The sequence below is a fragment of the Serratia sp. 14-2641 genome (assembly GCF_001692375.1).
Taxonomy (GTDB): domain Bacteria; phylum Pseudomonadota; class Gammaproteobacteria; order Enterobacterales; family Enterobacteriaceae; genus Chania; species Chania fonticola_C.
In genome coordinates this window covers 128,911-141,035 of the sequence record NZ_LXKR01000005.1, presented here as the reverse complement: position 1 = coordinate 141,035, position 12,125 = coordinate 128,911, and the positions used below count along the sequence as shown (strand labels likewise).

Genomic DNA, 12,125 nt, shown 5'->3' with positions numbered 1-12,125 from the left:
ACTCGCTACGTTGCCAATTCATGGGGCATCTGAACGGGCGCAGCATGCAACGCCTCTACGCTCGAGCATGAGATTCAGCAACATTGCCACTTTGGCATCAATCTCAGAATGCCATCAGCTTTTCTTCGTTTCTTCCTGCTCTGCCGGTTCCTCGTCATCACCATCGTCTACCGTATTACCTTCTGCCAGCGGCGTGTTGGCGGTTAGCAGGTACGGAGACTGCTGCCAGCGGCTGCGGCGGCCTTGCAGCAGGGTACGGGCCAGAATAATGCCGATGGCCAGCGCCAGCAGGATCATCAGGCGTAGCAGGTTGGTGGTGTTATCCACCTGTTTGGATTCGGTGGCCAGCACGTGGGTATCCAGCGTCACCCGGATAAAGCCCAGTGGGCCATCTTTGCCCTGGATTGACTCGACGAGCTGGTGGTTAAAGTAGCTGCCCGCGCGTTTGCCATCCAGCGCCAGGCGATCGCGTACGCTAATCTGCTCGCCGGAATGGGCGATCAGGGTGCCGTCCAACTGGTAGACGCTGGCGTCCAGAATACGACTGTGAATGGTCAACTGCGTGAGAATGCGCTCAACCTGCTGATTGTCTATGTCGCTGTCGCCATCCATCAGCGGAGTCAGGCTAAAAGCCACCTGCTTGGTCAAGGTTTGTGCCAATTCTTCGACCTGTTCCGATCGCGCCATTTGGTGGCTCAGGCTAAAATAGGAGGCACCTTGCATCAATAGCACCAGCAACGCCAGGCAAATCAGGATAATAGCGGTGCGATGCAGGCGGAATTTCAGTTTAGCTTTAGCCATTAGGCTTCCTTTAGGGCGGTCATCCGGGAGTCACGATTGACCACCTGGCTGTGCGGTACCGGGATGTACCAATACCGCGAGCGCATGGATGCGCTAGAGCGGCCAACTAGAGATTCATAGGGTAATATGTTGCCAGAAGCAATGGCGATAGGATAGCTTGATGCGTCGTTTTATCATGCAGTGTTATTCAGGAGTTAAGGATGCCAAATAGTCTGACCTATTGCGATCTCCCCGCCGAGATCTCTCAATGGCCGGGGTTGCCTCTTTCGTTGAGCGGTGACGAAGTCATGCCGCTGGATTATCGGGCGGGCCACACCGGTTGGCTACTATATGGCAGAGAACTGGATAAAGAGCGTATTACTCATTTCCAGCGCAAGCTCGGGGCCGCGATGGTGATCGTGACGGCCTGGGCGGTGGAAGATTATCAGGTGGTTCGCCTGGCGGGGACGCTAACTGCGCGCGCCAAACTGTTGGCGAACGAAAGCGGGCTAGACGTTGCGCCACTGGGCAAAATCCCTAACCTGCGCAAGCCGGGCCTGTTGGTGATGGATATGGACTCAACGGCGATCCAGATTGAGTGCATCGACGAAATCGCCAAGTTGGCCGGGGTAGGCGAGCAGGTCAGTGAAGTGACCGAACGCGCGATGCGTGGCGAACTCGATTTCACCGCCAGCCTGCGCCAACGCGTGGGGACGCTGAAAGGGGCCGATGCCAATATCCTCAAACAGGTGCGTGACGAATTGCCGTTGATGCCTGGGTTGACCAGTCTGGTGCGCAAGCTGCAGGCGCTGGACTGGCATGTCGCTATTGCCTCCGGCGGCTTTACCTATTATGCCGAATACCTGCGTGACAAGCTCAAGCTGGTGGCCGTGGCAGCCAATGAGCTGGAGATCCGCGACGGTAAGCTGACCGGCGAGGTGCTGGGGCCGATCGTGGATGCGCAATTCAAGGCCGATACTCTGGTGGCGCTGGCAGAGAAGCTGGGGATCCCACCGCAGCAAACCGTAGCGATCGGCGACGGTGCCAACGATTTGAAAATGATGCAGGTGGCCGGGCTGGGTATCGCCTATCACGCGAAGCCTAAGGTCTATGAGAAAGCGCAGGTCTCGATCCGCCATGCCGATCTGCTGGGAGTGCTCTGTGTGCTCTGCGGCAGTTTGAAACACGATGTGAGGTAAGCTGTGGCAAAAGCAGTAAAACGGGCATTTGTCTGTAATGAATGCGGCGCTGATTATCCGCGCTGGCAGGGGCAATGCAGTGCCTGTCAGGCCTGGAACACCATTACAGAAGTGCGTCTGGCTTCAGTCTCCTCTTCCGCTGCCCGTAGCGAGCGTTTAAGCGGCTATGCGGGCGATGCCGGTATCAGCAAGGTGCAGAAGCTTTCTGACATCAGCTTGCAAGAGCTGCCGCGTTTCTCTACCGGCTTTCTGGAATTTGACCGCGTACTGGGCGGCGGCGTGGTGCCGGGCAGTGCGATCCTGATCGGTGGTAACCCCGGCGCGGGGAAAAGTACGCTGCTGTTGCAGGTGCTGTGCAAACTCGCCGAGCAGATGAAAACCCTGTACGTCACAGGTGAAGAGTCGCTGCAACAGGTCGCGATGCGTGCCCATCGTCTTGGATTGCCCACTGGCGGCCTGAACATGCTGTCGGAAACCAGCATCGAGCAGATCTGCCTGATCGCCGAGCAGGAGCAACCGCGGCTGATGGTGATCGACTCGATCCAGGTCATGCATATGGCGGATATCCAGTCATCGCCAGGCAGCGTGGCGCAGGTGCGCGAAACGGCGGCTTATCTCACCCGCTTTGCCAAAACTCGCGGCGTGGCGATCGTAATGGTTGGCCACGTTACTAAAGATGGCTCACTGGCCGGGCCGAAAGTCCTCGAACACTGTATCGACTGTTCTGTGTTGCTGGATGGCGATGCCGATTCCCGGTTCCGTACGCTGCGCAGCCATAAAAACCGTTTTGGTGCGGTTAACGAGTTGGGAGTGTTCGCCATGACCGAGCAGGGGTTGCGTGAGGTGAGTAACCCTTCCGCGATCTTCCTCAGCCGGGGTGATGAAGTGACTTCCGGCAGTTCGGTGATGGTAGTTTGGGAAGGCACCCGACCGCTGCTGGTTGAGATCCAGGCGTTGGTCGATCATTCTATGATGTCTAACCCACGCCGCGTTGCCGTAGGCCTGGAACAGAATCGTTTGGCGATCCTGCTGGCGGTGCTCCATCGTCACGGTGGCTTGCAGATGTCCGACCAAGACGTTTTTGTCAACGTAGTAGGCGGCGTCAAGGTTAGCGAAACCAGTGCCGATCTGGCGTTGCTGCTGGCGTTGGTCTCCAGCCTGCGCGACCGCCCATTGCCTAACGATCTGGTGGTGTTTGGCGAAGTGGGCCTTGCAGGGGAGATCCGCCCGGTGCCTAGCGGCCAGGAGCGTATTTCTGAAGCGGCCAAACACGGTTTCAAGCGGGCGATCGTGCCACATGCCAACGTGCCGAAGAAACCACCGGCCAATATGCAGGTGTTCGGCGTCAAGAAGCTGGCGGATGCGCTGGACGTGCTGGAACAGTTTTATTAATTGCCGCCCGCTGCGCGGAATATGCTATTTTGTTTAGCATAATAAACGGGAGGGTTTATGCGGCAGTTCGATTACCTCAAGGCAGCGATTAAGCAACAGGGATGTACCTTACAGCAGGTAGCTGATGCCAGTAGCATGACCAAGGGCTACCTCAGCCAGCTGTTGAACGACAAAATCAAAAGCCCGAGCGCGCAGAAGCTGGAAGCCCTGCACCGTTTCCTGGGGCTGGAATTCCCACGCCGTGAGAAGAAAGTCGGCGTGGTGTTTGGTAAATTTTACCCGTTGCATACCGGCCATATCTATCTGATCCAGCGTGCCTGTAGTCAGGTTGACGAGCTGCATGTGATCCTGTGCCACGATGAGCCGCGCGATCTGTTGCTGTTCGAGAACAGCTCTATGTCACAGCAGCCGACGGTCAGCGATCGTCTGCGCTGGCTGTTGCAGACCTTTAAGTACCAGAAAAATATCCATATTCACTCTTTCGACGAAAAGGGCATTGAACCTTACCCGCACGGCTGGGACGTGTGGAGCAACGGCGTGAAGAGCTTTATGGAGCAAAAGGGCATCGTCCCGAGCTATATCTATTCCAGCGAAGAACTTGATGCTCCCCGTTACCGTGAACACTTGGGGATTGAAACCATCCTGGTTGATCCTGAACGTTCCTTTATGAATATCAGCGGCAGTCAGATCCGTCAGGATCCGTTCCGCTATTGGGACTACATCCCCACTGAAGTGAAGCCGTTCTTTGTTCGTACGGTGGCGATCCTGGGCGGCGAATCCAGCGGTAAGTCAACGCTGGTCAACAAGCTGGCGAACATCTTCAACACCACCAGCGCCTGGGAATATGGCCGTGACTACGTCTTCTCCCACCTCGGGGGTGACGAGATGGCGTTGCAGTATTCCGACTATGACAAGATCGCGCTTGGGCAGGCCCAGTACGTAGATTTTGCGGTGAAATACGCCAATAAAGTGGCGTTTATCGACACCGACTTTGTCACCACGCAGGCGTTCTGTAAAAAGTATGAAGGGCGGGAGCATCCGTTCGTTCAAGCGTTGATCGACGAATACCGTTTCGATCTGGTGATCCTGCTGGAGAATAATACCCCTTGGGTGGCCGACGGATTGCGCAGCTTGGGTAGCCCGGTCGATCGCAAGGCGTTTCAGTATTTGTTGGAAGAGATGCTGCACGCCAATAACATCGAATATGCGCACGTAGAGTCGAGTGATTACGAGGAGCGCTTCTTGCGCTGTGTCGATCTGGTGCAGCAACTGCTGGCGGCGGATGCCAGCCGCTTGGTGAAGTTTTAGGGACGTTTTAGGCTGGTAAATGTCGGTGTAGTGGTGATGTAGTGCCCCTCACCCTAACCCTCTCCCACAGGGAGAGGGCACCGATCGAGTGTGATTGAAATTGTCGTGACTCACCTTGGATGAGGAGGCGATCGAGTTTGCCAAGATGTTCTCTTCACTGCCAAACGAGCAGAGGCTATCAGCTCCCTCTCCCTGTGGGAGAGGGTTGGGGTGAGGGGGCCATAGCAATTTATTAATACCTGACACATCGATAACCCCACTAACTTAGTAAGTTATCACCAACTTACCCTGCATATGCCCATCCAACAGCTTGGCATGCGCGGCGGTCAACGTGTCCACCGTCAGCCCCTGTAGCGTTTCGCTCAGCGTGGTGGTCAATTTACCTTCATCAATCAATTGCGCCACCTGTTTGAGGATCTCCCCTTGCTGGGCAATATCCGGCGTGGTGAACATGCTGCGGGTGAACATGAATTCCCAATGCAGCGCCGCGCTTTTCAGCTTCAACGCATTTTGATCCAGCGGTTGGCTGTTCTCGACGATGGTGCAGATATGGCCGAGCGGGGCGATCAAATCGCTGATGGCTTGCCAGTGGCCGTCGGTATCGTTCAGGCACAGGATATAATCCACGCTCTCAATCCCTTCCTTAGCCAGGTTGCCTTTCAGGTCGCGGTAATCCACCACCAGTTCAGCACCCCGTTCGCGGCACCAGGCGGCCGATTCCGGGCGAGAGGCCGTAGCGATGACTTTCACCTTGCTACGCTGTGCCGCCAGGGGGATCGCTAGCGAGCCTACGCCACCGGCACCGCCGATGATCAACAGCGTTTTACCGGCAGCCGCATGCTGAATATTCAGATGTTCAAACAGGGCTTCCCACGCGGTGAGTGCGGTCAGCGGCATCGCGGCGGCTTGCGCCCAGTCCTGGCTGGCCGGTTTATGCGCCACGATACGTGAGTCAATCAGCTGATGGGTGCTGTTGCTGCCCGGGCGGGTAATATCCCCGGCATACCATACCTCATCGCCGGGTTTGAACCCGCTAACGCTGCTGCCCACTTCGAGCACCACGCCGCTGGCGTCCCAGCCGAGAATACGTGGCTGCTGCAAACCATTCTTTTGCAGGCCAGCATGAACCTTGGTATCGACCGGGTTAACGGAAACGGCTTTCACTTCCACCAGCAGATCGTATTGACCCGGAGCGGGTTTTTCTGGAGCGATCTCGATAAAACCGGCTGGATTTTTCGGATCGACGGCAATGGCTTTGATTAACATAATTGTGCTCCTTCGCATGAATAGTCCCAGTGTAGACCCTGAGGAGTAGAGTGATAAGATGGACAATAACTAACTAAGTGTTCGTCTGAGGTGAACAATCATGTTCAAGCAGTTGCAGGATATGGCGTTGTTTGCGCTGGTGGCGGAGTGCGGCAGTTTTACTGCGGCAGCCAAACGGGCCGGGCTGCCTAAATCCAGCGTCAGCCAGCGTGTCAGCCAGTTGGAACAAAAGCTCGGCTTGCGCTTGCTCAACCGCACCACCCGGCAGCTAAATTTGACCTTTGCCGGTGAGCGCTATCTTGAACATTGCCAGGAGATGCTCTCTGCTGCCGAACGGGCCGATCTGGCCTTGCAGCGCTTACGCGATAATCCCAGTGGCCGCCTACGTATCTCCACGCCTGCCGGGCTGGGGGCGACGTTGCTTCCGCGTCTGGCGGCAGATTTCCAGCGCCAATATCCGGATGTCTCGTTGGAAGTGTCAGTGTCAGATGCCATGGTGGATATGGTGCAGGAGGGGTTTGATGCGGCATTGCGTACCGGCAGGCCGCAGGATTCCTCGTTGATTGGCCGCCGTCTGGGGCATGCTCCCCGTTATTTGTTGGCTGCACCGGACTATCTGGCCCAACACCCGCCATTGCTGCATCCGCAGCAGTTGCAGCAGCATCTTTGCATCGCTCACCGTGCCTGGCCTGCCTGGATATTACGCCGGGGGGAAGAGTATTACCGTTGGCAGCTGCCGCTGCGGCATACCACCGATAATCTGTTATACGCGCGCGAATGTGCCATTTTGGGGGCGGGTATTACGCTGTTGCCCGCGTTTCTCAGCCGCGAAGTGGTCGCACAAAAGCAATTGGTGGAAGTGTTGCCGCAGTGGCAGGCCGAAGGCAATGAACTGTATCTGGTTTACCCGAGCCGCAAACTCAATTCTCCGGCGCTGGCCTGTTTTATTGATGTGGTGATCCAGCATCCGGTCTTTGTGGATTATGCGCAGGCACTGGATTGGGGATAACAAAAAGCCCGCAAAATGCGGGCTTGAGAGTATAGATAGCCAACCGGATGTTACTTGGTGACTTTCTTGTACTTGATACGGCGAGGTTCCAGCGCATCGGCACCCAGAGTACGCTTTTTGTACTCTTCGTATTCGGTAAAGTTACCTTCGAAGAACTCCACCTTGCCTTCATCCTGATAGTCCAGAATGTGGGTGGCAATACGGTCGAGGAACCAACGGTCGTGCGAGATCACCATCGCACAGCCCGGGAACTCCAGCAGGGCGTTTTCTAACGCGCGCAGGGTTTCGATATCCAGGTCGTTGGTTGGTTCGTCGAGCAGCAGTACGTTGCCGCCAACCTGCAGCAGCTTGGCCAGATGCAGACGGCCACGCTCACCACCGGACAGTTCGCCCACGCGTTTGCCCTGATCGACGCCCTTGAAGTTAAAGCGGCCAACGTAGGCACGGCTTGGCATTTCGGTGTTGCCCACGCGCATGATGTCCTGGCCGCCGGACACTTCTTCCCATACGGTTTTGGAGTTATCCATGCTGTCGCGGAACTGATCGACCGAAGCCAGCTTGACGGTATCACCCAGCACGATGCTGCCGGAGTCAGGCTGTTCCTGGCCGGACATCATGCGGAATAGCGTGGATTTACCCGCGCCGTTCGGGCCGATGATGCCGACGATGGCACCCTTAGGTACCGCGAAGGTGAGATCTTCGATCAGCAGGCGGTCGCCGTAGGATTTACGCAGATTGTTAACTTCAACCACTTTATCGCCCAGGCGTGTGCCAGGTGGGATAAACAGTTCGTTGGTTTCGTTACGTTTCTGGTATTCGGTGCTGTTAAGCTCTTCAAAGCGTGCCAGACGGGCTTTGCCCTTAGACTGACGGCCTTTGGCACCCTGACGTACCCACTCCAGCTCTTTCTCGATCGACTTGCGGCGAGCGGCTTCGGTTGAGGCTTCTTGCGCCAGACGAGCGTCTTTCTGCTCCAGCCAGGAAGAGTAGTTACCTTCCCACGGAATACCTTCGCCACGGTCCAGCTCCAGGATCCAGCCAGCCACGTTATCGAGGAAGTAACGGTCGTGGGTGATCGCCACCACGGTGCCTTCGAAGTCGTGCAGGAAGCGTTCCAGCCAGGCCACGGATTCGGCATCCAGGTGGTTGGTCGGTTCGTCCAGCAGCAGCATGTCTGGCTTTTCCAGCAGCAGGCGGCACAGCGCTACGCGGCGGCGCTCACCACCGGAAAGGTTGGCGATTTTTGCGTCCCACTCCGGCAGGCGCAGTGCATCGGCGGCGCGCTCCAGCTGGGTGTTGAGGTTGTGACCATCGTGAGCCTGAATGATCTCTTCCAGGCGGCCTTGTTCAGCGGCCAGCTTGTCGAAGTCGGCCCCTTCTTCAGCGTACAGTGCGTACACTTCATCAAGGCGCTTGAGGGCTCCGACCACTTCTGCCATCGCTTCTTCAACCGATTCGCGAACGCTGTGCTCCATATTGAGCTGCGGTTCCTGCGGCAGGTAGCCGATCTTGATGCCCGGCTGCGGGCGAGCTTCCCCTTCGATATCGGTATCGATGCCGGCCATGATGCGCAGCAGGGTAGACTTACCGGAACCGTTCAGGCCCAGTACGCCAATTTTGGCCCCAGGGAAGAAACTCAGGGAAATGTTTTTCAGAATATGACGCTTCGGCGGAACCACTTTGCCGACGCGGTGCATGGTATAGACGTATTGAGCCACGTTGCTCTAAGCCTCTTGGTTACTAGTGTTTATGATGTCCCACTCTTGTTATGGGGCATGTATGGGGCATTTTTGCTTAACTTTGAATTTAACAGTGCCAACTGGTCAGTATTGTGATCTGGTATCCAGTCGCCGTACACGTTAAACAGCATCTGCGCCGAGGTATGCCCCATCTGCGTTGCAATAAACGCAGGATTCGCCCCGGCGGACAATGACCAGCACGCATAAGTATGGCGAGACTGGTACGCTTTACGATGCCGAAGTTTAGCCCGTTTCAAAGCTTTATCCCAGTTATCACTGATCGATGTGACGGTATAGCGATCTCCGACGATGCCATGGGAGTTTATTCCCGGCTTGAAAACGAAGGTGCATGCGTCCTCCCGCCTCTTGCCCACCTCCCTTAGCATCACGTCTACGGTGATCTGCGGCATCAGTCTGGTTAACGCCTGCTGCCTTTTGAGTGCATCCAGTACCGGCTGCATGAGGAATATCACACGGTCGGTACCGGCTTGAGTTTTCGGTAATGTGTATTGCTTAACCGAGGTCCAGTTGCGGCGCACGGTCAGCGTTCCTGCCTGCAGATCGATATCCTCCCACGCCAGTGCAGCTATTTCGCCGTGGCGCAGCCCCGTATAGACTGCCAACGTCCACAGGTTCACTGATTGCTCATTGCGGCAAGCGGCGATTAGCCTGGCAAATTCATCCTGCGATAGTGGATCAGGGCGAACCTTCGAACGTTTCAACTTGTTGACTGAGATCCCGGGATCCGCATCAATATAGCCATTGTCATACCCAAACTTGATCGCGCCTTTGGTGCAGGTCAGGTAGTCATTAACAGTGGCCACGCTGCGGCCTTTGGTTACCGTTTTACGATTGCGCCGCGGCCTTTGCAAGCCGGTTAGCAGCTCGTTTCTCAGCAGCAACAAATCCTCTTGTGTGAGCGTCCTAGCCAGTCGATTCTTCCCGATAATCTGGCTGCATGTTTCCAGCTTAACCTGGTACCGGCGGTGAGTATTGAGGGACAGCTCAGGCACTTTTATTGATAGATAACGGGAGAACAGTTCTGAAACTGTCAGATCCTTGCTTGTGCCTTTTCCTTCGGAAACCGCAGCTGATTGCGGGAATTGTTTGGCATAATCAAAGGTTCCAGAGCGGATTGCGAAGCAAACCGCTTGGCGCATTTCTCCCGCCGATTTCCGGTTCCTTGGTGTGTCAGGGATCCCCAGGGATTCCCGGCGGCGCTTACCATTGAAAATAAACCAGATGCGAAGGAAACCACCGTGGCTTTCCACCCCGGTGGGATAAGTTTTTTTCTTCTCCATGACATAGCCTTATTCATTCCGTCGGCTGGCGTCCACGCTGGCTGGTAAACCAGGCATTGATCGTGGGGAGGTGGTACATGGTGTCACTGTTAGATTTATTTTCGCCATCAGTGGCAACCAATATCCACTCTTTCCCCTGGTGCCATGCACCCTTGCGACGGTAAGCACGAATTTTCCCTTCCGTCAGACCGGTAACCAGCATCAAATGCTCTTTGGTCACCCAGTCGTTAGGCTGGACGATTATTGCGCTCATGCTTTGTAAGGCTGATAACTCGAGAGCCGCCATAGTATTTCTCCACACGTCCTATATTAGGCCCGCTGCAACGGGCCGCCAAAATTAAAGATCTTGCTGGTGGGGTGCCAATAACCGCTGGTGGATGGCTGAAACGTACCGTGCCTGGTGGAGTGCATCAGCCAATGCGCTATGTCGATCACCGTCGAAAGGTAGATCACGCTTTGGGTCAAAACCAACCAGCCGGCCGAGGTTCACCATGGTACGAACGTCCAGGTCGTTGAACCAGTTCCAGCAGGGCGGCAAGCCACAGCGCTCATAAGCACTGCGAAGGATTACGTTATCGAAAGAGGCCCCATTCCCCCACACTTTGAGATATTTTGGATCTTCACCATGCTGGCGAACGAAAGCACTGAGTTTGCAGATGGCCACGTTAATGGTTACTGCGGCATCGGTGGTGATCGCCGCCCGGGCCTCACTGCTCTGCATCAGCCACCAGTTAATGGTATCCCCACTAGGAACGGCACCGGCCGCCATGTCGCTGGCAAGATTCACCGCGGTATAGAACTGCTGGCCAAGTTCGCCGGTGGCTGGTTCAAAGAACACGGCACCGATCGCCACGATTGGCGCGTTGGGCTTATTGCCCATAGTTTCTAAGTCCACCATCAAGTTATTCATTAACGTTTGCCTTCTTGTTATCCATGGCCCGCTCGATCAGCAAGCGCTCTGGGTCTTCTAAGTAATGGGTGCACATCTTGGCCACTTCACTATGTGCTTTGTTCTGAGTAAGGATCACCACCAGTATTGGACTCAGCGATCGGCGGTCGACGTTCCAGCCGTACTTAGCCAGCGTGCCGATCAGGTCATCCACAATGGCCGTATCAGGTAGCTGTGGCGTGGCTGTCATCATCACCCTCCCAGGCTGCTGCATCACCATCAACGCGGGATACGCCGTAGTTGCATGTGTTGTTAAAGATATCCCTTGCGATCATTGCTGCATCCCTATCAGATTCGGCGTCAAACTCATGGGTTTCACACAGCCCTGGTGCTTCAATAACTACGCGGTACTTGGACATGATCACACCTTAGGTGCTTCGGCAACCATTGCTCTATATACGAGGGTGACTTTATCGATCCCTCCATCCATGGCCTTGATGCCCGCAGCCCATTGCTTTGGCGTTGGCTCTGCTGGCACCAGTTTCCAACCATCCGGAATTACCGGAGAGTTCAACGTGTAAGCCTGGTTTACATGTTCGGAATTACCGGACAACTGGATCACCGTATTGCGGCAATCGTTATGGCCAGCGGCATAAGCCACCACAAGCGGGATCTCAGAGTAGGGAATCTGCTCCCGAGTACATGGTGCAGGCACCGCTGGCGCAGGCGGGGCGGTGAATACCTCTGCTCCCTCTGGCGCATCGCGCCACCACTTCAGCGTTTTGTTACCGCAGATGGTCTTGATGCAGCCAATAGGCACACCCTGCGCGTCCCTTACAGCCAGCAGCTCAGACAACCATCCTGCGAGTTGAGCATGTTGCAGGCCGCATGGAGTATCTGCTAAAACTTCAGCCTGATTTTTAGCGTGCTGAACTGCCTGTTCCAATGTCATTTCAGTTGATCTGGTCATGATTGACTCCAGTAGTCTTCAATTGCAGCGCCGAGGCGTTGCATCCAGTTGGCGAGTTTGAGCGCCGCCTCTCGCTCTGAATTGCATTCTGGGAAATCATCAAAGCGCATATCTGCGATATATCGGCGCATCACCGTATCGCCTTTGATGACCAGCTTTTGCTCTACTACCGACCGAGTATTTTTAGAATATTGCTCGGTGTGGTATACGCTTTCTGTCGTGCGCTTGTTTCGGTCTTTCGAGAAGCTGACAAGCTCAGAGAACGTTGACAT

Annotated in this window: 14 protein-coding genes; 4 read left to right on the top strand and 10 right to left on the bottom strand. The window is 55.5% G+C overall.

Annotated elements, in window-relative coordinates:
- Positions 1 to 114: 114 nt before the first annotated feature.
- Positions 115 to 801, bottom strand: coding sequence for a YtjB family periplasmic protein (locus tag A6U95_RS04490; protein ID WP_065683635.1), 687 nt, complete (start codon positions 799 to 801; stop codon positions 115 to 117).
- Between the two features lie 200 nt (positions 802 to 1,001).
- On the opposite strand from A6U95_RS04490, the gene serB reads away from it, so the two are divergent.
- Genes serB through nadR form a run of 3 tightly spaced genes read left to right on the top strand, consistent with a single transcriptional unit; the run spans position 1,002 to position 4,679 of the window.
- A complete protein-coding gene (serB, locus tag A6U95_RS04485; protein WP_065683634.1) occupies positions 1,002 to 1,979 on the top strand; it encodes a phosphoserine phosphatase in 978 nt (325 codons plus the stop codon).
- A gap of 3 nt (positions 1,980 to 1,982) precedes the next feature.
- Positions 1,983 to 3,371: a DNA repair protein RadA gene (radA, locus tag A6U95_RS04480; protein ID WP_021808023.1), complete on the top strand. Its 1,389-nt coding sequence runs from the start codon at positions 1,983 to 1,985 to the stop codon at positions 3,369 to 3,371.
- 57 nt (positions 3,372 to 3,428) lie between these two features.
- On the top strand, positions 3,429 to 4,679 hold the full coding sequence (nadR, locus tag A6U95_RS04475) for a multifunctional transcriptional regulator/nicotinamide-nucleotide adenylyltransferase/ribosylnicotinamide kinase NadR (protein ID WP_065683633.1): 1,251 nt from the start codon (positions 3,429 to 3,431) through the stop codon (positions 4,677 to 4,679).
- A 264-nt stretch (positions 4,680 to 4,943) separates the two neighbouring features.
- Here nadR and A6U95_RS04470 read toward each other — a convergent pair whose 3' ends face one another.
- Positions 4,944 to 5,945 (bottom strand): zinc-binding alcohol dehydrogenase family protein, encoded by a 1,002-nt coding sequence (locus A6U95_RS04470; protein WP_065683632.1) that lies wholly within the window; start codon positions 5,943 to 5,945, stop codon positions 4,944 to 4,946.
- Between the two features lie 100 nt (positions 5,946 to 6,045).
- Between A6U95_RS04470 and A6U95_RS04465 the strand changes: the two genes are divergently transcribed.
- Positions 6,046 to 6,954, top strand: a complete 909-nt coding sequence (locus A6U95_RS04465) for a LysR family transcriptional regulator (RefSeq protein ID WP_029710777.1) — start codon at positions 6,046 to 6,048, stop codon at positions 6,952 to 6,954.
- Between the two features lie 50 nt (positions 6,955 to 7,004).
- Here the strand turns inward: A6U95_RS04465 and ettA are convergent, their stop codons facing one another.
- The 8 genes from ettA to A6U95_RS04425 are packed head-to-tail and all read right to left on the bottom strand — an operon-like array spanning position 7,005 to position 12,125.
- Positions 7,005 to 8,672 (bottom strand): energy-dependent translational throttle protein EttA, encoded by a 1,668-nt coding sequence (ettA, locus tag A6U95_RS04460; protein WP_021179229.1) that lies wholly within the window; start codon positions 8,670 to 8,672, stop codon positions 7,005 to 7,007.
- Between the two features lie 29 nt (positions 8,673 to 8,701).
- On the bottom strand, positions 8,702 to 9,994 hold the full coding sequence (locus A6U95_RS04455) for a site-specific integrase (protein ID WP_065683631.1): 1,293 nt from the start codon (positions 9,992 to 9,994) through the stop codon (positions 8,702 to 8,704).
- 13 nt (positions 9,995 to 10,007) lie between these two features.
- Positions 10,008 to 10,280: an excisionase family protein gene (xisR, locus tag A6U95_RS04450; protein ID WP_241810620.1), complete on the bottom strand. Its 273-nt coding sequence runs from the start codon at positions 10,278 to 10,280 to the stop codon at positions 10,008 to 10,010.
- A 51-nt stretch (positions 10,281 to 10,331) separates the two neighbouring features.
- On the bottom strand, positions 10,332 to 10,904 hold the full coding sequence (locus A6U95_RS04445; protein WP_065683630.1) for a 3'-5' exonuclease: 573 nt from the start codon (positions 10,902 to 10,904) through the stop codon (positions 10,332 to 10,334).
- Positions 10,897 to 11,136 (bottom strand): hypothetical protein, encoded by a 240-nt coding sequence (locus tag A6U95_RS04440; RefSeq protein WP_139102322.1) that lies wholly within the window; start codon positions 11,134 to 11,136, stop codon positions 10,897 to 10,899. Before A6U95_RS04440 ends, A6U95_RS04445 begins: the two co-directional genes overlap by 8 nt.
- Positions 11,108 to 11,302 carry a hypothetical protein gene (locus tag A6U95_RS04435; protein WP_065683628.1) on the bottom strand — a complete coding sequence of 65 codons (195 nt, stop codon included), beginning with the start codon at positions 11,300 to 11,302 and terminating at the stop codon, positions 11,108 to 11,110. Before A6U95_RS04435 ends, A6U95_RS04440 begins: the two co-directional genes overlap by 29 nt.
- A 2-nt stretch (positions 11,303 to 11,304) precedes the next feature.
- Complete coding sequence (locus A6U95_RS04430) at positions 11,305 to 11,853, bottom strand: hypothetical protein (protein WP_065683627.1); 549 nt, start codon at positions 11,851 to 11,853, stop codon at positions 11,305 to 11,307.
- Positions 11,850 to 12,125 (bottom strand): hypothetical protein, encoded by a 276-nt coding sequence (locus A6U95_RS04425; RefSeq protein WP_065683626.1) that lies wholly within the window; start codon positions 12,123 to 12,125, stop codon positions 11,850 to 11,852. Before A6U95_RS04425 ends, A6U95_RS04430 begins: the two co-directional genes overlap by 4 nt.

Excerpts from the sequence above, each read along its gene's own strand:
- A6U95_RS04490 (WP_065683635.1), bottom strand. The coding sequence starts at position 801 with ATGGCTAAAGCTAAACTGAAATTCCGCCTGCATCGCACCGCTATTATC.
- serB (WP_065683634.1), top strand. The coding sequence starts at position 1,002 with ATGCCAAATAGTCTGACCTATTGCGATCTCCCCGCCGAGATCTCTCAA.
- nadR (WP_065683633.1), top strand. The coding sequence starts at position 3,429 with ATGCGGCAGTTCGATTACCTCAAGGCAGCGATTAAGCAACAGGGATGT.
- A6U95_RS04470 (WP_065683632.1), bottom strand. The coding sequence starts at position 5,945 with ATGTTAATCAAAGCCATTGCCGTCGATCCGAAAAATCCAGCCGGTTTT.
- A6U95_RS04465 (WP_029710777.1), top strand. The coding sequence starts at position 6,046 with ATGTTCAAGCAGTTGCAGGATATGGCGTTGTTTGCGCTGGTGGCGGAG.
- A6U95_RS04455 (WP_065683631.1), bottom strand. The coding sequence starts at position 9,994 with ATGGAGAAGAAAAAAACTTATCCCACCGGGGTGGAAAGCCACGGTGGT.
- xisR (WP_241810620.1), bottom strand. The coding sequence starts at position 10,280 with ATGGCGGCTCTCGAGTTATCAGCCTTACAAAGCATGAGCGCAATAATC.
- A6U95_RS04445 (WP_065683630.1), bottom strand. The coding sequence starts at position 10,904 with ATGAATAACTTGATGGTGGACTTAGAAACTATGGGCAATAAGCCCAAC.
- A6U95_RS04440 (WP_139102322.1), bottom strand. The coding sequence starts at position 11,136 with ATGATGACAGCCACGCCACAGCTACCTGATACGGCCATTGTGGATGAC.
- A6U95_RS04435 (WP_065683628.1), bottom strand. The coding sequence starts at position 11,302 with ATGTCCAAGTACCGCGTAGTTATTGAAGCACCAGGGCTGTGTGAAACC.
- A6U95_RS04430 (WP_065683627.1), bottom strand. The coding sequence starts at position 11,853 with ATGACCAGATCAACTGAAATGACATTGGAACAGGCAGTTCAGCACGCT.
- A6U95_RS04425 (WP_065683626.1), bottom strand. The coding sequence starts at position 12,125 with ATGTCAACGTTCTCTGAGCTTGTCAGCTTCTCGAAAGACCGAAACAAG.